Raw genomic sequence first — 19,528 nt, 5'->3', positions numbered from 1 at the left:
CACTTGAGGACCGTTCCGCGGACATCGTTGAGGACCAGCTGGAGGACCTCGACGACCTCGACGACGTCGATTTCGACCTCGACGAGGTGGAGAACAAGATCGCCCCGCTCGCGCTCGCCGAGACGGAAGCCCTCACATGGTGATGTGGCTGGCGGAGGGCCGGGTGCCGGGCGCCGTCGAGGTGGACGTCGCGACCGGGCCGGGCGCCTCCTACGACGGACTGCGGCGTGCTCTGCAGGCACTGCGCGCGTCGGGTGCGACGTTCGGTGACCTGCCCGGATCCCGTCCGGCGGAGTGGGCGGAGCTGTTCCCGGCGGAGGCGGACGGGCCCGCGTTGCAGGACGTGGCCCTCGCGCCCTCCGAACGCCGGCTGCACCGCGAGAGCGAGCAGGTCTACCGCGTGCTGACGGTCGCCGCGGCGGCGCTGTGCACCGGCGCGGCCGAGCTGGGCTCACCGCTGCTGCTGACCGGGCTCGCCGGGACCGACCTCTCGTCGCTGCGCGGGTTCATGCGGGCCGCGGAACACGCCGCCACCTCCCCCGGCGCGCAGCTGCTGGTCTCCCCGCGCTTCGGCGTCGGCGAGCCGCCCGGCGCCGACGCCGACTACCGCGCCGAGAAGGTGCGGTGCCTGAACCGAATGGGCCTGCCGATCGGTCTCACCGACCTGGTCCCCGACCCGAATGCGCGGCACACCCCGCCGGAGGTGTTCACACCCGAGGCGGATCTCTACGCGAGAGCAATGGGTGACGGTTCCGCGGCAGACCGCGTTTCGGCCGCGCTCACATACTGCCGGCTCGCCTTCTTCAGTTCGAATTGGGAAGGGATGGCTTCGGTCGCCGTTTCCTCTCTCGCTCTCCTGCCCGGTCTCGAAGAAACCGCGGTCGAAAAGATCGTCACCGCCGCCCGGGACTCCGACGACCTGGCCGCCGCGATCGAGTTCGAACCCGGAATCGTGCGTTCACTCGCGGACGTCCGCGCCTTCTTGTTGAAAGTTCTCGGAATCCAGGCCAGCTTCCGCGGTGACCAGGCCGCCGCGCTCGCTCATTTCGCGGCCATGCGGGAATCAGGCGAGAAGTTGTCGCCGGAACTGCGCGCACAGGCACATCTCTATCGCGCGCTGACGTTGTCGAAGCGTTCGGGCGACCTCGTGGAGGCCTCCGCCGAGCTGGACGCGGGCTTCGCGGCCGTCGCCGCGCGACCGGACGAGTCCGACAGCGTGCGCCGGGAACGCGGGTGGCTGCACAACCTGCGCGGCCTGACGTTCTTCGCGCAGAAGAGGCTCAAGTCGGCGTTCGAGCAGGAGAAGCTGGCGCTGGAGTGTCTCGCCGGCCTCACCGACTCGAGTTCGGCGCACCTGCGGATCAACCTGTACTCCAACATCAGCGTGCTGCAGGAGAAGTCCGGGCGCGCGGAGCAGGCACTGGCCACGTGGGAGAAGTTCAGCCAGGCCAGCGGTTCCTCCGAACCGGCCTTCCGCAAGCACCACGCCTACCGGTCGGCGGGACTGCGGCTGCTGGTCGGCGAGGCGACGGCCGCGCTGGACGACCTCGCGGTGACCCTGGAGTGCGCGAGGTTCGGGCGCGACGACTTCCACGAGTGCGAGGTGCGCCTGGAACTCGGCGGGCTGCACACCGATCGAGGAGAGTCCGAACGGGCGTTGGAGCACTACCGCGCCGCGGAGGACGCGGCCCGCCGGCTCGCCGATCCGCTGCGCATCGCGCAGGCCAAGGCGGGCCGGGCGGTCGTGACCGGCGACAGCTCGGGCACCGAGGACGTCGTGCGGTTCGCCCGGATCAGCACGAGCAGTCCCGCGAAGGCGGCGGCCCTGGCGGACGCGGCCTCGGACACCCGCGCCATGGCCGCCGTGCTGCCCCGGCCGAGGACGAAGCTCAACCGGCCGTTCGACGCCGTCAACTTCCAGGACGGGCCGTGACGAGGCCGGAGGCGGCGGTGGCCCTGCGATGGCGGCTGTCCCCGCGTCTTCTGCTGCGCCGTGCCGGATTCGGGATCCACTGGTGGCTCGACCTGGCCCACCGCCAGACCGCGGAGCGCGCGAGCGAGTACCGCGATCGGACCGCCGCACTCGAACGGGCACGCGCGGTCCTGCTGCCCCAGCTGGTCGACGCCGTGTCCCGGGCGGCGGAGACGGAGGACAAGCCCGCGCTGCGGGTGCTGTCCAAGGCTCGCCGTGCCCTTGGCCGCCGGGGAGAACTCGGCCCCGCGTCGCTGCCGGAGTTGCGCGAGCCGATGGCGGCCTACCAGGCGGCCTGGCTGGCCGCTCACCGTTCGGCGGAGCTCCTGGCCGCGGCCGTGACGGCCGAGTCCGCCGACCGCGACCGGCGGTTGCGTCCGCTGCTCGGCGACGAGCGGGTCCGTGACGCCCTCCTCCAGCTGGCCCCGGCCTTCCACGCCGAGGTCCTGCGCTGGTGCGCCACCGCAGGGCCGAAGGCGGTGCGCGCCAAGGACCGCGCGTTCCAGCGCCGTGCGTACCTCTACGCCCAGCGGCTGGCGGTCAAGAACGAGACCACCAGCTTCTTCGGTCCCCTGGTGCACGGCAAGGTCAGCGACGAGGTGACGGGCATCCTGCTGGGCGGCGAAACGCCGGCCGGGGTGCGCGAGGTCGAGGCGTTCGTCGCCTTCTGGGCCGTGTGCGCTCTCGCCGAGGCCATCGCCGCCGATCCCGCGATGGCGGACCTCGTTCCGCCGTCGTGGTTGCCGTCCTGCCGCCGGGACGCCTCGACCGTCCGGTTCGCCGACGGACGGGCGGTGCGGCTCACCGACGACCAGGCGGCCCTGGTCGCGGCCATCGACGGCGAGCGCACCGTCGGCGTGCTGGCCGATCTCGCCGGAGTCGACCTCGTCGCGGCACGAACGCTGCTGGCGAAGCTGGCTCGGGCGGGCGCGGTGCGCAGGGCACCGGAACCGCCGTCGACCACCTCGCGGCCGCTGGAGTGGCTGATCGGCTGGGCCGGACGGCACGCCGCGCACACGTCGTGGCCCACGGCCCTGACCGACGTACGTCAATTGGCGGACCGCTACGCGCACGCGGCCGACCACGCCACCAGAGCGAGCCGGCTGGCCGACCTCGAGGACCGCTTCACGGGCCTCGCCGGAGTCGACGCGCGCCGCGCGGCCGGGCGGATGTACGCCGATCGCGCCGTCGTCTCGATCGACGCGCGCGGCGACCAGACCCCGGTGCTGGTCGGCACCGACACCGCGCGGCGCTGGGCCGGGCAGCTGTCCCCCGTGCTCGCCGTCGCCTCCCACCACGGAGAACTTCGCACCCTGGCAGCGAACCAGTGGTGCGGAGAGCTGATGCGCGGTGATGCCGAGATGCCCTACGACGAGTTGATCAGGCGCGTCCAGAACGCACCGGAGGAGCGGCTCGCCGAACTGGAGAAACCCGCGCGGCAGTTCGCGGAGAGCTACCGCGAGCTCGTGCTGTCCGGTGTGGACCCGGCGGATCCGCGCCAGTCCGTGCTCACTCCGGAGTCGGTGCTGGCGCTGTGCCCGCCGCCGTCGCGACCGGCGTTCGTCAGTCCGGACGTCCTGCTCGAACACGGCCGGGACGAGGATCTGATCGTGCTGGGAGAACTGCACCCCTACGTCTTCGCGTGGGGATCGCAAGGGCACTTCAGCGACGACCCGGACGGTCTCGCCGCCGACTTCACCGCGGACCTCAGCCCGTGGGGCGGGCCGGGACGGCTCGCGACGGTGATCCGCAGGAGGCGGCACAAGGGGCTCGTGTCCGACACGTTTCCCGGGCGGTTCATCGAGGTCACCGCCGTCGCCACGGACGACGCCACGCGGTCGGTCCCGCTGTCGGCCGTCACGGTCGTGCTCGCGGAGAACGGCCCTCGGTTGCACGATTCGGACGGCGAGCTCGTCCTGTACGCGGGCGAGGACGACCATCCGCACCTGCGGGCGTTCGCAGCGCCGTCGGCGTCCCTGCCGACCGTGTGGATCGCCGGTCAGGCTCCTCGGGTCCGGGTCGGCGACCTGATCGCCCAACGCGCGCGCTGGGCCTGCCGGGCGGCCGATCTGGACATCGCCCCGCAGCACGGCACGACCGAGATCTTCCTGGCGGCACAACGGCTCAGGACGACGCGGGGACTCCCCCGGTTCTGCTTCGCCGCCCTGCCGCACGAACCGAAACCGATCGCCGTCGACCTCGACAACCCGCTCGCGGTGGAGGTCCTCGCCGCACTGCTGCGGGCCGGGCAGGCGGACGAGTTCACCCTCGCCGAGATGCGACCGGCACCGGACTCCCTGTGGCTGGAGCACCACGGCAGGCCCACCACGTCCGAGTTCCGGATCGCGCTCACCGGGGGTGTCCGATGAGCACCACCGACTGGACGCTGCTGCCGAGCCTCGTGCTGCGCAGCGCGGGATTTCCCTGGCAGACCGTCGAATCGCTGCGGTACGGCGGTGGCGCGGCCGCGTTGGTCACCGTCGCCGGTCTGCGTGCGGCCGCACTCGATCACGCGGAGGGCCTGCGTCCGAACGCCCGGCTGAGCCGCGGGCAGCAGAGCAGGCTCAAGGGACTGCGCGGGCTGGAACCGCATCCCGCCCTGCCCGACGCGTGGCTCGCCGGGTGGAACCGGCTGACCGAGGCGCTCGCCGACGCCCAGGCCGCCTTCGTGAGCGCGGTCGACCAGGACATCGAGGACGTCGCGGAGGCGTTCGCCGCCCTGCGCGCCGACGAACGGTTCCTGGACGCGGTCGTGTGCTCGTCGCCCGCCGCCTACCGGGACCTCGAACGAGGAGCCAAGGGTGCGCGGATCCGGCGGCAACTGGCCTCCTACGCGCAACGGCTCGCCGCGAAGAGCGAGACGATGAGCTTCTTCGGCCCCATCAACTACGCCGAGCTGACCACGGACCCCGGCCCGAGTGCGCTCGGCTGGGACGGCCACCAGGAGATCCGTGAACGGCAGGCGCACACCGCCGCCCGGATCCTGGACTCCCTGCAGGGCAGGATCCTCGGCGACGACCGGGTGTTCGACCGGCTGGTCCCGCGCCGCAAGACCGTGCTGCGCAGGGCCACCGGCGTGATCGCCGACGTCGACGGGACGCGGACAGTCGCGGAGTACGGTCCAGCGGCCCGCGAGGAGATCCGGGCCGCGATCGTCTCGGGCCGGCTGACGCACGACCTGGTGCCGCCCGCGACGGAGGTCGACCCGTGGCGGTGGCTCGCGCACCGGATCGGGACGCGTGCCGACCAGCCGGGGACGTCCGAGATCGACGTGCTGGTCAAGACGGTCCGGGCGGCGCTGGCCGAGTACCCCGCCGCGCCACCGTCTCGCAAGGTCGCGCTGCAGGGCGAGATCGCGAACCTGCTGCCCGCGCGGGCGGTGAGCGGCGGCCGGTTCTACAACGACCGCGTCGTCGTGCACGAGGCCGCTGCCGGCACCGTGAGGGCGACCCTGAGCGGCGGGCTGGCGGCAGACCTCCGCACGGTGGTCCCCGGCGCGCTGGACCTGCTCGCGTGGGAGGCCGAAGCGACTCGGCGGGCGACGAACCGCGCGCTCGCCTCCCTGCTCGGGGCCTGCCGGACGTCACTGGGCGCCGCTCTGAAGCTCGCGGCCGACCTGGAGGTGCGACCCGGCGGCGAACTGGCCGCCGCCGTGGCCGAGACCGTCGCGAAGGCCGGTACCGAGTCGATCGACCTCGCGGACCACATCGCTCCCGCCCGCACTCCTCGAGACGCGGTGCTCTGCTCGGTCGACCTGCTGCCGGTCGTCGACGACCTCGCCCGGTACCGCGAGGGCGAGACCCTCCTGGTGCTCGGCGACATCCACGACGCCGCGCTGCTCACTCCGTGGGCGATGCAGTTCCACCCCGAGGCGGCGGACCGGATCGCCCGGCGCGACGCGGAGATCCGCCGCGTGCTGCGACAGCGCGCGACGGTGACGGTGGTGTCGGGCCGCAGCACGGGACTGCCGCCGCTGGAGTACCCCGGTCTGGTCCTGGAACTCGGTGGCACGGCGGCGAACCCGGACCTGCCGAGGATCGGGCTGGACGACCTGTACGTGGAGAGCGACGGCACGGAGGCGTTCCTGCGATCGCGTCGCCATCCGGGCGTGGACCTGCTGTTCCACAACGGTGAGCTCGACACCGGCCTGCACACCGCGCTGGCGCTGCCCCGCATCCGGCGCCCGCAACTGCCGGACCTGCCCCACGTGCCGCGGCTGACCTGGCGCAACGTCGTGCTGAGCCGCCGGTGCTGGACGGTGGACAGCGCGGCCGTGCCGCGTGCGAGCGCGAAGCAGACGGACGCCGACCGGCTCTGGGCCGTCGCCGAGTGGATCGCGGAGACGGGTCTGCCCGCGCGGTTCTTCGCGAAGTCCCCCGCCGAGCGAAAACCGATCTTCGTCGACACCGCGACGCCCGCCCTGCTCGACGGCCTGACCCGGCTCGCGGGGACAGCGGACCGGCTGAGGATCTCGGAGGTCCTCCCCGAACCGGAACAGGCGTGGCTGCGGGACGGACGGCTTCGTTTCGCAGCCGAGCTGCGCAGCGTCTACCTACGACCTGGGGGCGACCCGGCATGACACCGCTGATCATTCCACCGCTGCTCGACCACACCGTCGACTTCCGCGACGGCGCCACGGGCGCGCTGGACCTCAACGCGCACTTCCTGAGCAGGGCCGCCCGGGACTTCCCGACCGGCTCGGATCCGCTGACCGCGCTGTTCGCCGCCGCGTCGGCCCAGATCCTCGTGCGACCCGAACGCGGCTTCGCCCACCTGCGGGCGTTGACGTTCGCCGTGCGGGCGATGGGCGCGGCCGATCCCGCGCTGCGCACGGCCGCGGACGACGTGGAGATCGTCGGAGGCACCACCGAGAGCAGCGCGGACGTGCGTTCGGCGGCGGCTCGCAGCACGCTGTTCGCACCGGAGGTCGAGCACGCGCTGGAGACCTTTCCCTCAGGGCCGGTCGCGGTGCTGGTCGAGACCGACCAGCAACTCCCAGCCGCCGTGGCGCTCGCGAACCGGCTCGGTCCTCTGCGGGTGCGGTTGTGCGGCACGTTCGCGCACACGCATCGCACCGTGCTGATGGAAATGCTGCCGGGCGCCAGGGTGTCGCCGACCGCACCACCGATGGGTGAAGTCCGCGGCGAGTGGTCCGGTGGTGAACCGGTCGCGTGGCCGCGGCACCCCCGCGACTGGCGGCCGGGGCGCCCGTGGGCCGCCTGGTGGGACGCGAGTGCCGCGAGCACCATCTCCTCACAGGCCGCGGAGAACTGCCGCGGCCTCGTCGTGACCGCGGCGCGCTGGGAGTCGGACGACCGTGTCACGGGTGCGGACGGAGCCGTGACCGACCTGTCCGCACTCGGTGTCCTGCCCGCGGTCGAACTGCTGGTCGGCGCACCGGGCGTCGGCGCGGGCGAGGTGAGCCGCACCGCGCGGGCACTCGCCGCCGAGGGACGTCTCGCAGGCCTGCGCCCGTTCCGGCTCGGCACCGGGCCGGATCACTGGGAGGTGACGCGGCTGCCCGCCCCCACCGGCCACGACCTTCCCCGCTGGAGCCCTTTCACCGCACCCGCGACGATGACGCGGGACGAGTGCGACGCGGTGATCCGCGATCTCCTGCTGGACACCGCGTCGCTCACCGAGCTCTTCCCCGGCAGGTTCGCCGGCTGCGCCGTGCTGCGCGGTGCCGAGCGGTCGCGCTGGAACTCGTCGGCGGCCGTCGTGACCACCGACGGAACCGGACCGGACGGTCGCGGTCCCGGCGACTTCGTCGTGAACCTGCGCAGTGGCAGCGCTTTCCGGCTGCACCCGAAGCTGGCCCCGGTCGTGCGCAGGCTCTCGCGCGGTGACCACGCCGTGCTCGACCGGCTCCCCCACCGCACCCGCGGCAAGCTGTCGGATCAGCTCGTCCGCGCCGGAGCCTGGCAGGCACCCGCGTGAGCAGGCGATGGCGCGTCGGCCGGGTGTTCGTGCTGCGGCACGCGGGCATGCCCTTCGACTGGCTCGAGGACCTCGGCGCGCACGACGAGGTGCTGACCGCCGCCGACCACGTCCTCGACGCGGCCGACCGGCTGCTCGACCGGACACCGCAGCTCGCCGGGCACGTGCGCCGCGGTGCCGTCACCGGTCTGCCCGCGGTGAAGGACCCCGAGGTGGCCGCGCTCCTGGAGAGCTGGACCGCCGCGCTGGCGAGGTTCTGCGAGCTGTACGACGCCGCCGACGACGCCGCGAGCGACAGGTTGCGGGAGGTGCTGCGCGATCCCGGCGTCGAGGAGGCCGTGTTCCTGTCCAATCCGGACGCCCACCGCAACATGCTGGTGCCGTTCACCGGGCACAGCGGGAACCTGACCTCGAAGTGGCGCCGGGTGCGGCGGCAGATGTACACCTACGTGCAGCGGTTCTGCGCCAAGAACGAGACCGTCAGCTTCTTCGGCCCGATGGCGTACGGCACCGCCGGTTCGCGGACGGTCCTGCGGCGTGACCGGACGCGGACGCGGCGGGTGTTCCTCTCGGACTGGGCGGTCCGCGCGCTCGTGCGGGCGATCGCCAAGGACACCCGGATCCTGCCGGAGCTGCGGTTCCACCTGCTCGACGCGGCAGACGGACCGGTCGGCGCCGCGATCGCCTCCGGTGGCAGCGGTTTCCGCCAGATCGTGCGGGCCAGTGGGCTGCCCGCCAAGCAGGTCGCACTGGCCCTGCGCGACCTGGTCGGCGACGGCGCGGCCGACGTCGAACTCGGTGGCGGACAGTACGACCCGGCCCCGCTGCTCACGCTGCGAGCCCAGGTGGCGGCGCTGCCCCGGTCCGCGGCTCGGGACTCCTGGCTCGACCGGCTGGACTCGCTGGAGTCGTTGCGGGCCGCCACGGAGAACCAGTCGCTGACCGAACGCATCGCGGCCGTCGCCACCCTGGAGGCGCGGTTCAGCGAGATCACCGGTATCCCGGCACGCCGTGGTGCCGGCGCCACCTACGCCGATCGCGCGATCTTCTTCGAGGAGTGCGCGTCGCCCTTCGCGTTCGAGGTCTCCCCGGAGTTGTTCAAGGAGTGGGAACACCGGCTCCAGCCGGTCCTCGAAGCCTGCGTGGCGCACGGTGCGGCGACCCAGTCCGCGGCGGTCGACGTCGTGTGGAACGCCCTGCGGGCAGCGGGGTTCGACCCGTCGGAACCGCTCGATCTGGAGACCTACGCGGCACGTGCCGCCGCAGCACTCGCCGCTCCCTCCACGACCTTCCAGACGGGCCACGCGCCCGTGCACGCACCGGGTGAGGCCGAGGACCTCGTGCGCCGGGCCGCCGGCCTGCCGGGCGATCGGTACGCCGTGGTCGACCTGTGCGCGTCCGCCACCGGCGAGGACGACCTGGCGGGCGCGGAACTGGTGGTCGCCCGCACGCACCACCACCTCCTGGTCCCCAGCTGGCTCGGCACGATGTTCGACGGCGAGGGCGAGTTCGGCGACGAGGCCCGCGACTGGGTGCGCGCCAGGAACGGCACGCTCACCGGGTTCGACTTCGGCAGGCGCAACAAGGGTTTCTACAGGTTCCCCGGGCCCGAGGTCGCGTTCCGGCCCCTGACGTGGGTGGACGCCGCGCGGACCGACCTGAGCAGGCCACGCGACCTGACCGTCGTCCTGGCCGAGGGACGCGCCGAACTGCGGGACGGCCACGGCGAGGCGGTGCAGGCGTACCTGCCGCTCAGCGACTTCGTGAAGTACCCGCCACTGGCGGCGGTGTCGCATCCGCAGGTCGTGCACCCGGTGTTCACCGAAGGCGACGCACAGCCCGAGGTGGTGATCGGGGACGTGGTCGTGCAACGGCCGCGGTGGTCGGTCGACGCCGACGACCTCACCGCCACGACTCCCCCGCAACGGTTCCTGCGGCTTCGCCGCCTCGCCCGGCTCACCGGCGCGCGGTTCGTGTTCTGCCGCAGCGACACCGAACGCAAGCCGTACCTGATCGACCTGGCCTCGCCGCTCGCGGCGGACCTCCTCGCGCACATCGCGGGCCGGGCGCGGGCCGTCTCGGTGGAGCCGATGTCGCCGTCGCCGGACCGGTTGTGGCTGCGCGACTCCGCGGGTCTCCGGTACACGAGCGAGGCCCGCATCCAGGTCACCGGTCACGAGGAGGCGGGATGATGATCTGCTACGCGGGCCGCACCCGGCGACTGCGCGTCCGGGTTCTCCCGGACGGCACGGTCGAACGCCACGACGATGTCCGGGTCGGCGCGTGCACCGAGATCACCGGCGCGGACGGCGTGCGCGAGCACCGGGTCTCGCCCCTGTTCGAGGACCGGGTGCGGGACCTGCGGCCGGCGGAGCTCGACACGGCGGAGCTGGTGGAGCTGGCTCGGGCGCAGGAGGTCACGCTCACCGCCGCGCTCTTCCACCAGCACGTCCTGGCCGGGCCGCCCGAGGTGCTGCGGTTCGACGAACGCCACGTCGCCTCGCTGACGATCAGCACCGAGGGCGGCTGGGACGTCGTCGGCTGGCGGGACCCCGCGCCCCTGGCGGTTCCCGGGGCCGTCGAAGCGCTGCGCCGCAGGAACTCCCTGCCGTTCGCCGACCTGCCGCCGGAGGCCGACCTGGTGCTGGCTCCCGGCCGTGCGGGCTCCTTCTTCCACGAGCTCCTAGGGCACCCGATGGAGGCCGACGTGCTGGCCTCCGGCACGAGCTGGCTGTCGCGCCGTGCGGGCGACCGGGTGGCGCCCGCCTGGTTGACCGTCATCGACGGTCTCGCCGATCCCGCGGGCGGGTACCACGCGGTGGTCGACGACGAGGGGACGCCGACGACGGCGGTGCCGTTGCTCGACGCGGGTGTGGTCGGGTCGCCGATGACCGACAGGTCCGCGGCGGCGGCGCTGGGCCTGCCCGCCACGGGTCACGGCCGGCGGCTCGACCACCGGCATCCCGCCGTCGTGCGGATGGCGCACACCCGTGCCCAGTTCCCGCTCGACACCCCGGTCACGCCCTCCCGGCACGCCGAGATCCGGCCGTTCGGGCTCGCGCTGGTGCGGATGAACGTGGCGACCGGCGAGTTCGTCTTCCGCGCGGGAACCGCCCTGCTGCAAGGAGAACACCGCTTGCGCCCGTTCGAGATCCACGGCAGGGCCGACGAGGTGCTGGCCGCGCTGGAGCCGGTCGATCCCGAGGTCCGCGCCTACGGCCGGGCCGACCGGGGGTGCGGCAAGCTCGGGCAGTTCCCGCTGCCCGTGTCGTTCGCGAACGCGGGTGTGCGGCTCCCGGCGGGATCGGTGGTCCTGCGATGAGCGAGCTGAACACCGAGGTCCGCGGCCTGCTGGTGCCGGCACCTCGCCGTGACGTGCTGACCAGGTCGGTCGAGGTGACCCTGCTGCACCGCGACGAACGGCACGTGGTGCGGCGCTCGGAGCGGCTCACCGACGCGCCCGTGGACGACGAGGCGGTGAGCGTGCTGCGCGGCCTGGCGCAGTCGGTCGCAGGACTCCCCCTGCAGAGCGCGGTGTCGTCGGTCCAGAGGCGAACGGGTCCTCTCGGCACGTCGAGGTGGTCGAGCGTCCTGGCGCGGATCGAGTCGCTCGCCGGTCCCGTGCTGATCGGCGCGGGCACGGCGGGCGAGCCGGACGCCCTGCTCGGCTCCGCCGCCGTGCTCGCCGCGCGGGACGTACCGCTGTCGATCGGAAGGGCTCCCGGGACGTGGGCCGACCGGATGATCGTGCTGCGTCCGCCGGTCGCGGCCATCATCGTCACCGGTGCCGCCATGGCGCTGAACTCGGCCGGTGGCAGGCGGATGCGCGAGCGGCGGGCAGGACGGCTCATCCTGCCGCGGCTGACCGTCACCGACGTTCCCCTGATCCCCGGCGAGTCCACAGTGGACGACCTGGGTGAGAAGGCCGAAGCCGTCGACCTCATCCGCGACGGGCGCGCGGTGGCTCCGGAACGGCCCCGGTCGCGATGGGACCACGACAGCGGGACCACCGTCGCGGCCCCGGGCCTGCTGCGGCTGACCGGCCCGGCACTGCCGGTACCCGAACAGGCCCTGGAGCTGCACTGGTGCCTCGAAGGACTGCAGCGCTACCACTCCGACGGAACGGTGGCCCTGCATTGCCTCGCCCGCGCCGGCGACTGGTTCGGCCTGACGTTGCGCGCCAAACCGTTGCGCCTGCTGCGCTCGGTGCTCGGATGCGCCGGTCCCGAGTGGACGGTCAGCACCGACGGCGACGTCTCCACGCCCGCCCTGGTCCTGCCTCCCGCACGAGAACTCCTAGCGAAGGATCCCGATGCCCTTACCCTCACCCAGCCCTGACTTCGCCGTCGTCGGTGGCGGGATCGCCGGTGCGTGCCTGGCCGAGGAACTCGCGCTCGGCGGCGCGACGGTGACCGTGCTGGACGCCGGGACGGAAGCCGGCCGGGCCACCCGGCAGGCCGCGGGCGTCGCCGTGCCGTCCGCGCGCTACCTGTCCGATCCCGACTTCTACGCATGGCTGTGCGGCGCCCGCTCGCACCTCGACGCCGACATCTCCCGCCTGGAACCGGAATCCGGCCCGTTCTCCGTGGCCAGGCCGATCCTGCGGGCGTTGCGGGCGGAGCAGTCCGCCGACGGCCTCGGTGACGGCCTGGTCGAGCACGCCGACCTCTCGGCGGTCGCCCCCGGCCTGCGGCTGCCCGAGACCCGGCGCTACCACCGGTCGGACGGCCTGATGGTCGACGGGGGCCGTTACCTCGACGCGGTGCACGACGCCGCCGTCGCGCTGGGCGTCGACTGGCGGCAGGACGTGGAGGTGCTGGACCTCGCGGAGACCGAGGACCACGTCACGCTCACCACGAGCCGGGGAGTGGTCGAGGCACGGCACGTCGTGCTCGCGACCGGGGCCTGGACGTCGACGGTCCTGGCGCCGGGGATCGGAGTGCGGCCGCAGCGCGGTCAGATGCTCAGGATCGACACCGGGACCGACCTGCCGTGCATCCTCTCGTCCGCGTTCTACCTGGCGCCCGCGGTGAACGGCGGGATCATCGTCGGCGCGACGGAGGAGGACGCCGGGTTCGCCGAGCACACCACCGTCGCGGCACTGCACCGGCTGCTCGGGTTCGCGCTCGCGGTCCTGCCGGACATCGGCGAGGCGCGCCCCGCCGAACTGCGCGCCGGACTGCGCCCGGTGACACCGGACGGCAGGCCGTTCGTCGGCAGGGTCCCCGGCAGGAACAGGGTTTTCGTCAACGCGGGCCACGCGGGCCACGGACTCCTGTCCGCCCGCGCCACCTCGGTGGGTCTCGCCGCGGGACTGCTCCACGACGAGTGGGACGACCTCCCGCGGAACTTCTGCCCCTCCCGGACGCTGACGGCGGTGGCGGGGTGAGCACGATGCGCATCGACCACGTCATCCTCGGCGCGCGGACCATCGGCCCCTTGCGGGAGTGGCTTCGCGACGAGCACGGGCTCGGCATCACCGACGGCAGCCCGAACCCGGACGGAACGGCGAGCTGGGTCGTCCCGATGGACACCCCGCTCGTGCAGTACCTCGAACTGCTCGTCGTGGACGACGTGGCCAAGCTCAGCTCGGACGACTTCGGCAGGACGTTCCTCGACCGCACGGCCGCCGGACCAGCCTTCCTGAACTGGGCCGCGCTGGTGGACGACATCGCCACCGTCGCACAGCAGGTCGCGGCGGTCACCGGGGGCGATCCCGGCCTGCTCGAAGGGGTGTCCGTCCGCGCCGACGGTCAGCAGGTGCCGTGGGCGGAGGCCGCGTTCGCGGACTCCTGGGCCAGACCGTGCCGGCCGTTCTTCCTCAGCTACGGCGACCCCGCGAGCCGGCGCGACCGCGTCGCCGGCGATCTGGCCGCCGCGGCGCACGACACGGTGCCAACGGGGATCGCGCGTCTCGGCATCACCATGCCGGACCCCGCGAACTGGGCGGCGTGGCCGGGCGCCGCGGCACTCGCGGTGACGGCGGAGGGCGGAGCGGACGGCGTCGACCACGTCGTGCTCACGACCGGCGGAGGCGAGGTGGTCCTGCGATGGCCGTGAAGACGCTGCACGTGATCGTGACCGGCGCACCCCCGGCCGCCGGAGTGTCCACTGTGGTCGGACAGGCGCAGGCCGACGGCTGGCGCGTCGGGGTGATCGCCACACCGGCCGCGCTGCGGTTCGTCGACGTCGAGACCCTGGAGAAGGAAACGGGTCTCCCCGTCCCCCACGACTTCCGGCGACCGGGACAACCCGAGCCGCTGCCGCCCGCCGACGCAGTCCTGGTGGCCCCGGCGACCGGGAACACGCTCGTGAAGATCACCCGCGGGCTGTCCGACACCCTGGCCGCGGGCCGGGCCGTCGCCGCCATCGGAGCCCGGCTTCCCGTGGTCGTCGTCCCGTTCGCGACCAGGGAGCACCTCGCCCACCCCGCGCTCGTGTCCGCGATCGCCGAACTGCGGTCGTGGCGGGTGCGGGTGATCGACGAACACTTCCCCGCACTGCCGGAAGAAGGTTCGACGGGCTCCGCGGCGGGCCTTTTCCCGTGGACCGCGGCCTGGCGGGCGCTCACCGCGTCGCCGACCCGTACAGACAGAGATGAGGAACGATGACCGAACCCGCCGTCGTGGTGCTCAGCGGTTCGCTGACACCCGGGTCGAAAGCCGATCAGATCGCCGGGTGGTGCGCGAAGTGGTGCGCCTCCCGCGGCGCGTCCGCGAAGGTCTTCCAGGGCCACGAACTCCAGTTCCCCTTCTACGCTCCCGGACAGGGACTCCGCGACCGCCCAGCGGTCAAGGAATACCTCGACGCGCTGGCCGCCGCCGACGGTGTCGTGCTGGTGTCGCCCGCCTACCACGGCACGATCTCCGGGCTGCTGAAGAACGCCCTCGACTACATCAACGAACTCGCCGGAGACGAACGGCCCTATTTGGACGGACGGGCGCTCGGCTGCGTGTCGGTCGCGCTCGGCGACCAGGGCGCGACCACGACCGTCGCCACCCTGCGCACGATCGGACACGCCCTGCGCAGCTGGCCGACCCCCCTCGCCGTGGCGATCTCCGGGCCGGGGCCGTTCCTCGGCGAAGACCGGAAACCCGCGAGCCCGCGCGCGCAGGTCCAGTTGCCCGCGATGCTTTCCCAGGTGCTGGAGCTGGCTGCCAGCCGCACCCTCGCCAGGGTGTGACCGTGCCTCGCCGCTGGGGAATCGGCGCGGTCTACCTGTTGCTCATCATCGTTCCCGCGGTGGCGACGGTGCTGGTGCTGGGCGCCGGCAAGGGAGCGTCGAGCGCCGCCGCGCCACAGGCGAGTCACGGCTTTCCGGTGTACCGGCTGCTGATCGCCATAGTCGTGATCATCCTGTGCTGCAAGCTGGCCGGGTTCGCGATGCGGGCGCTGCGGCAGCCCAGGGTGGTCGGGGAGATCGCCGCCGGACTGCTGCTCGGGCCGACCGTGTTCGGCGCGGTGTGGCCGGACGCGCACGCCGCCCTGTTCCCGTCCGCGATCTCCGGCCCGCTGACCACCCTGGCGCAGCTGGGCGTGGTGCTGTTCGTGTTCCTCGCCGGGTTGGAGATCGACCCGAAGCTGTTGCGCGGCAACGGCAACCTCACGGCGACGGTCAGCCTGGCCGGTCTCGCGGTGCCGATGCTGTTCGGGGCGCTGTTCGCCGTCGCGAGCTACTCCTCGCTCGCCCCCGGCGATGTCGGCCTGCCCGCGTTCGCGTTGTTCATCGGCATCGCCATGAGCGTGACAGCGTTGCCCGTGCTGGCGGACATGTTGCGTGACAGCCCATTGGCCGGAAGCCCGCTCGCGGTGGTGGCACTGGCCTGCGCGACGATCGACGACGTCGTGGCGTGGATCCTCCTCGCGGTGGTGGTGAGCCTGCTCGGCGGAGTCGCCGGTGGCTTCGCCGCCACGATCGGTCTGACGGCCGGTTTCGTGCTGCTGCTGGTCTTCGCGGTGCGGCCACTGCTCACGACCCTGCTGACCGGCGAGCGGCTCGGGCCCGGCGGGAAGCTCGCCGTGCTGCTGCTCGGGGCGTTGAGCGCCGCCGCCGTGACGGACTGGATCGGCATCCACGCCGTGATCGGCGCCTTCGCGTTCGGCCTGGCCGTGCCGCGGGTGCCCGGCCTGGCCGAGCGCACGACCGCCAGGGTCGGTTCGGTCACGGGCGCGTTGCTGCTCCCGTTGTTCTTCGCCGTCAGCGGCCTGAACGCGGACCTGTCGGGGCTCGGCGGCGCGCTGTGGGGCTGGGTGGCGTTCGCGCTGGCCGTCGCCGTGCTCGGCAAGGTCGGCAGCGCGGCGCTCGCCGCGCGCGCGGTCGGCACCCGGTGGAGCGACTCCCTGACGCTGGGCTGGTTGATGAACTGCCGCGGCCTGACCGAACTCGTCGTCCTCGACGTAGGGCTGCGACTCGGGGTGCTGAGCCCTGCCGCCTTCACCGTGCTGATGATCACCGCGCTCGTGTGCACCGCGATGACCGGGCCCGCGATCGCCACCGCAAAGCCACCTGTTCCCGTTCTCTCCGAAAGGACCTGAGATGGTGATGTCCCGCGACCGCGGCACAGCGGACTTCGCGGCCGCGTTCTCCCGCCTGCTCGACAGGATTCCGGCGGGTGAGGCCGACGGCCTGCGCGCCTGGCTGGGCGGAGGGCCGGCGCAGGCACCCGACTTCGGCGTCCTCAGCGCCGACGGTGAAGGGGGCCCGCGCGACGCCGGGATCGACCCGGCTTCACGACCGCGCAAGGACGACCCGCGGGCGATCCGGCGCGTCGGCGTGATCGGCGGTGGCACCGCCGGGTACCTCACCGCACTCGCGCTGCGGGCGAAGCGGCCGTGGCTCGACGTGACCCTCGTCGAGTCCACCGGGATCCCGATCATCGGCGTCGGCGAGGCCACGACGCCGTCGATGGTGCCGTTCCTGCACCACTACCTGGGCATCGACCCGGACGAGCTCTACCGCGCGGTCGCGCCGACCTGGAAGCTCGGCATCCGGTTCGACTGGGGGCCGCACCCGGACGGGTTCATGGCCCCGTTCGACTGGGGCAGCAACTCCGTCGGGGTGCTCGGATCGCTGGCGACCCAGGGCGACATCAACGCGTTCACCCTGCAGTCGCTGCTGATGGCCCAGGATCGCGCGCCGGTGTTCGACCTCGGCGACGGTGAGCACCTGTCGCTGATGAAGCGGATGCCGTTCGCCTACCACCTCGACAACGCCCGGTTCGTGCGGTTCCTGACAGAACTGGCCGCACAACGGGGAGTGCGGCACGTCGACGCGACCATCGCCGACGTCGCTCTCGACGCCGACGGCTGGGTGGACCACCTGGTGACCGGTGACGGCGATCGACTCGACTTCGACTGCTACGTCGACTGTTCCGGCTTCCGCTCCCTGCTGCTCGGCAAGACGCTGGGGGTGCCCTACGTCCCGTTCACCGACAGCCTCAAGACCGATCGCGCGATCACCGCCGTCGTGCCGCACGACGGCAGGATCAAGCCGTACACGCGAGCGACCACGATGGACGCCGGGTGGTGCTGGACGATCCCGACCCGCGACGAGGACCACGTCGGCTACGTGCACTCCTCGCAGTTCCTCGACGAGGACGCCGCCACCGCGGAGCTGAGCCGCCTCTACCCCGAGGCGCACCGCTTCAAGACCGTGCGGTTCCGCTCGGGCCGGCACGAGGAGTGCTGGCGCGGCAACGTGATCGCGATCGGCAACTCCTACGCGTTCGTCGAGCCGCTGGAGTCCAGCGGTCTGATGATGATCACGCTCGGCATCCTGTCCCTGGTCGGATCGCTCCCCGCCTCCTGGGACGATCCCGCTCCGCGCGGGGTGGTGAACGCCGCGCTGGCCAAGAAGTGGGACGAGATCCGCTGGTTCCTGTCCCTGCACTACCGGTTCAACACCCGCAAGGACACGGAGTTCTGGCGAGACGCGCGCTCGTCCACCGACGTGTCCGGCCTGGAACCGCTGCTCGAGGTCTACCGGGGTGGCGCGCCGCTGCGGTTCCGTGACCCGATCGTCCGCGGGTTCCTGGAGGCGACCGCGCCCACGTTCTACGGGCTCGCCGGGGTGGACTGCCTGCTGCTGGGACAGGGGCTGCCGACGCGCCTGCTGCCGATGACCGAACCGGTCGAGTCGTGGGCGGCCCGCAAGGCGGCGGCGGACTCCCTGGTGGCACAGGCACTGCCGGCCGAGCAGGCGCTCGCGGCGTTCGACACCGAACCCCGGCTGAACGCCGAACTCCTCGACGACGAGGACAGCTGGGTGGTGCGCAGCGGGACCGAACGGCTCGTCAGCAGCGACCCGGACGCGCCGAGCCGTTCTCGCGTCCGGGCTGCGAAGGCATGAACTCAGGCGCGGTCGCGTACTCCGTTCAGCAGTCGTGCGCGCTGAACGGGGTCCGCGGCGGCGGCCGCGGCCGCCCACGCCAGTGCGAGCGCGCCGTCGCCCACGGCCCGGTCTGCGGAGGCGGACACGCACGCGGCGGCGAACTCCGGCTGGTGGTTGACCGCGTCACCGCAGTCGACGGCGAGGACGGGGTGGATGCTGGGAACGACCCTGCTGACGTTGCCCATGTCCGTGCTCCCGGTCGGCATGTCCCGTTCGGCCTCCGGCGAGTGCAGCGGACGACCCAGCACCTCCGCCGCGGTGCGGTAGGCCGCGACCAGCCATTCGTCGTGCCTGAGCTCGGCGTAGGCGGGGGTGTCCGGCCGGATGTCCGCAGTGCACCCGGTGGCCGTCGCGCCGGCCTGGAGGCAGGCGACGACCCGCTTCTCCAGTTCCGCCAGCGATTCCAGGTCGGCGGCGCGCAGGTAGAACAACGCCTCGGTCCGCGCGGGGATCACGTTCGGCGAGTCGCCTCCGTGCGTCACGATGCCGTGCACCATCTGCTTGGGCCGGAAGTGCTGGCGTGCCAGCCCGATCGCGACCTGGGCGACCGTCAGGGCGTCGGCGGCGTTGACACCGGCGTGCGGTGCCACCGCCGCGTGGCTCGCCCGTCCCGTGTAGCGGACCTTGAGGTCCAGCACGGCGAGCGAGCGCGGGGCGCAGTTCTCGGCGGGCGCGGGGTGGGCCATCAGGCAGAGACCGGCGTCGGCGAAGACCCCGGCGCCGAGCAGGACGAGCTTGCCGCCGCCGGACTCCTCCGCCGGTGTGCCGAGCACCCGCACGGTGATCCCCAGTTCGTCGGCCACGTCACGCAGGAGCAGCCCGGCACCCACGCCGATCGCGGCGATCATGTTGTGGCCACAGGCATGTCCCAGCTCCGGCAACGCGTCGTACTCGGCGCAGAACACGACCACCAGCTCGCCCTCGCCGTACTCGGCCCGGAACGCGGTGTCCAGCCCGGCGACGCCCGTCTCGACGCGGAACCCCTCCCCCGCCAGCACCTCCGCGCACCGGCGCACGGCGTCGTGTTCGGCGAACGCGATCTCCGGGTGGGCGTGGATCGCGTGGGAGAGCTCCGTCAGCCGGTCCCGGTACCGGTCGAGAGAGCGCTCACACCGTGCGGAGATTTCAGCCGGAAGCAGGGGAAAAGTCATATTTCATTCCTACCGCGAGCACGCGGAAAAAGCGACGTCCGGACCGAATGAACATTGGGAAAAATGTGACGCACA

14 protein-coding genes and 1 pseudogene are annotated in these 19,528 nt (G+C 72.8%); 14 read left to right on the top strand and 1 reads right to left on the bottom strand.

Going from position 1 to position 19,528, the window contains the following annotated elements; all coding sequences use genetic code 11:
- Window positions 1-41 precede the first annotated feature (41 nt).
- From IEY88_RS03355 to IEY88_RS03290, 14 genes and pseudogenes are all read left to right on the top strand, one after another.
- A pseudogene (locus IEY88_RS03355) lies at window positions 42-143 on the top strand (ammosamide/lymphostin RiPP family protein); the annotation flags it as partial.
- Window positions 137-1,933, top strand: coding sequence for a hypothetical protein (locus IEY88_RS03350; RefSeq protein WP_229693047.1), 1,797 nt, complete (start codon window positions 137-139; stop codon window positions 1,931-1,933). The pseudogene IEY88_RS03355 and the gene IEY88_RS03350, both read left to right, overlap by 7 nt.
- Window positions 1,930-4,341: a lantibiotic dehydratase gene (locus IEY88_RS03345; protein ID WP_229693046.1), complete on the top strand. Its 2,412-nt coding sequence runs from the start codon at window positions 1,930-1,932 to the stop codon at window positions 4,339-4,341. Before IEY88_RS03350 ends, IEY88_RS03345 begins: the two co-directional genes overlap by 4 nt.
- The gene (locus IEY88_RS03340; protein WP_189153029.1) at window positions 4,338-6,551 is read left to right on the top strand and encodes a lantibiotic dehydratase family protein; all 2,214 of its coding nucleotides are present in this window, start codon (window positions 4,338-4,340) and stop codon (window positions 6,549-6,551) included. Before IEY88_RS03345 ends, IEY88_RS03340 begins: the two co-directional genes overlap by 4 nt.
- Entirely contained in the window at window positions 6,548-7,912 is a 1,365-nt protein-coding gene (locus IEY88_RS03335; protein ID WP_189153028.1) for a hypothetical protein, read from the top strand. The genes IEY88_RS03340 and IEY88_RS03335 overlap by 4 nt, the downstream gene beginning before the upstream one ends.
- Window positions 7,909-10,104: a lantibiotic dehydratase gene (locus IEY88_RS03330; protein ID WP_189153027.1), complete on the top strand. Its 2,196-nt coding sequence runs from the start codon at window positions 7,909-7,911 to the stop codon at window positions 10,102-10,104. The genes IEY88_RS03335 and IEY88_RS03330 overlap by 4 nt, the downstream gene beginning before the upstream one ends.
- On the top strand, window positions 10,101-11,234 hold the full coding sequence (locus tag IEY88_RS03325) for a metallopeptidase TldD-related protein (protein ID WP_189153026.1): 1,134 nt from the start codon (window positions 10,101-10,103) through the stop codon (window positions 11,232-11,234). Before IEY88_RS03330 ends, IEY88_RS03325 begins: the two co-directional genes overlap by 4 nt.
- On the top strand, window positions 11,231-12,250 hold the full coding sequence (locus tag IEY88_RS03320) for a hypothetical protein (protein WP_189153025.1): 1,020 nt from the start codon (window positions 11,231-11,233) through the stop codon (window positions 12,248-12,250). Before IEY88_RS03325 ends, IEY88_RS03320 begins: the two co-directional genes overlap by 4 nt.
- Window positions 12,225-13,301: an NAD(P)/FAD-dependent oxidoreductase gene (locus IEY88_RS03315; protein ID WP_189153024.1), complete on the top strand. Its 1,077-nt coding sequence runs from the start codon at window positions 12,225-12,227 to the stop codon at window positions 13,299-13,301. The genes IEY88_RS03320 and IEY88_RS03315 overlap by 26 nt, the downstream gene beginning before the upstream one ends.
- Before the next feature lie 5 nt (window positions 13,302-13,306).
- The gene (locus tag IEY88_RS03310) at window positions 13,307-13,972 is read left to right on the top strand and encodes a VOC family protein (protein ID WP_189153023.1); all 666 of its coding nucleotides are present in this window, start codon (window positions 13,307-13,309) and stop codon (window positions 13,970-13,972) included.
- Window positions 13,963-14,523 (top strand): flavoprotein, encoded by a 561-nt coding sequence (locus IEY88_RS03305; protein ID WP_189153022.1) that lies wholly within the window; start codon window positions 13,963-13,965, stop codon window positions 14,521-14,523. Before IEY88_RS03310 ends, IEY88_RS03305 begins: the two co-directional genes overlap by 10 nt.
- A complete protein-coding gene (locus IEY88_RS03300) occupies window positions 14,520-15,095 on the top strand; it encodes an NADPH-dependent FMN reductase (protein ID WP_189153021.1) in 576 nt (191 codons plus the stop codon). Before IEY88_RS03305 ends, IEY88_RS03300 begins: the two co-directional genes overlap by 4 nt.
- Window positions 15,096-15,097: 2 nt before the next feature.
- The gene (locus IEY88_RS03295) at window positions 15,098-16,447 is read left to right on the top strand and encodes a cation:proton antiporter domain-containing protein (protein ID WP_189153020.1); all 1,350 of its coding nucleotides are present in this window, start codon (window positions 15,098-15,100) and stop codon (window positions 16,445-16,447) included.
- 1 nt (window position 16,448) lies between these two features.
- Window positions 16,449-18,260, top strand: a complete 1,812-nt coding sequence (locus tag IEY88_RS03290) for a tryptophan halogenase family protein (protein WP_189153019.1) — start codon at window positions 16,449-16,451, stop codon at window positions 18,258-18,260.
- Window positions 18,261-18,262: 2 nt separating this feature from the next.
- Here the strand turns inward: IEY88_RS03290 and IEY88_RS03285 are convergent, their stop codons facing one another.
- Window positions 18,263-19,453, bottom strand: coding sequence for a M20 family metallopeptidase (locus tag IEY88_RS03285; RefSeq protein WP_189153018.1), 1,191 nt, complete (start codon window positions 19,451-19,453; stop codon window positions 18,263-18,265).
- Window positions 19,454-19,528: the final 75 nt, after the last annotated feature.

The organism is Lentzea pudingi, assembly GCF_014646255.1.
GTDB classification, from domain to species: domain Bacteria; phylum Actinomycetota; class Actinomycetes; order Mycobacteriales; family Pseudonocardiaceae; genus Lentzea; species Lentzea pudingi.
This window is presented reverse-complemented; position numbering and strand designations above follow the sequence as displayed.

Bases quoted from the DNA above. Each gene is read 5' to 3' on its own strand.
- IEY88_RS03350 (WP_229693047.1), top strand. From the start codon at position 137: ATGGTGATGTGGCTGGCGGAGGGCCGGGTGCCGGGCGCCGTCGAGGTG.
- IEY88_RS03300 (WP_189153021.1), top strand. From the start codon at position 14,520: ATGACCGAACCCGCCGTCGTGGTGCTCAGCGGTTCGCTGACACCCGGG.
- IEY88_RS03290 (WP_189153019.1), top strand. From the start codon at position 16,449: ATGGTGATGTCCCGCGACCGCGGCACAGCGGACTTCGCGGCCGCGTTC.
- IEY88_RS03335 (WP_189153028.1), top strand. From the start codon at position 6,548: ATGACACCGCTGATCATTCCACCGCTGCTCGACCACACCGTCGACTTC.
- IEY88_RS03315 (WP_189153024.1), top strand. From the start codon at position 12,225: ATGCCCTTACCCTCACCCAGCCCTGACTTCGCCGTCGTCGGTGGCGGG.
- IEY88_RS03310 (WP_189153023.1), top strand. From the start codon at position 13,307: ATGCGCATCGACCACGTCATCCTCGGCGCGCGGACCATCGGCCCCTTG.
- IEY88_RS03340 (WP_189153029.1), top strand. From the start codon at position 4,338: ATGAGCACCACCGACTGGACGCTGCTGCCGAGCCTCGTGCTGCGCAGC.
- IEY88_RS03305 (WP_189153022.1), top strand. From the start codon at position 13,963: ATGGCCGTGAAGACGCTGCACGTGATCGTGACCGGCGCACCCCCGGCC.
- IEY88_RS03285 (WP_189153018.1), bottom strand. From the start codon at position 19,453: ATGACTTTTCCCCTGCTTCCGGCTGAAATCTCCGCACGGTGTGAGCGC.
- IEY88_RS03320 (WP_189153025.1), top strand. From the start codon at position 11,231: ATGAGCGAGCTGAACACCGAGGTCCGCGGCCTGCTGGTGCCGGCACCT.
- IEY88_RS03325 (WP_189153026.1), top strand. From the start codon at position 10,101: ATGATGATCTGCTACGCGGGCCGCACCCGGCGACTGCGCGTCCGGGTT.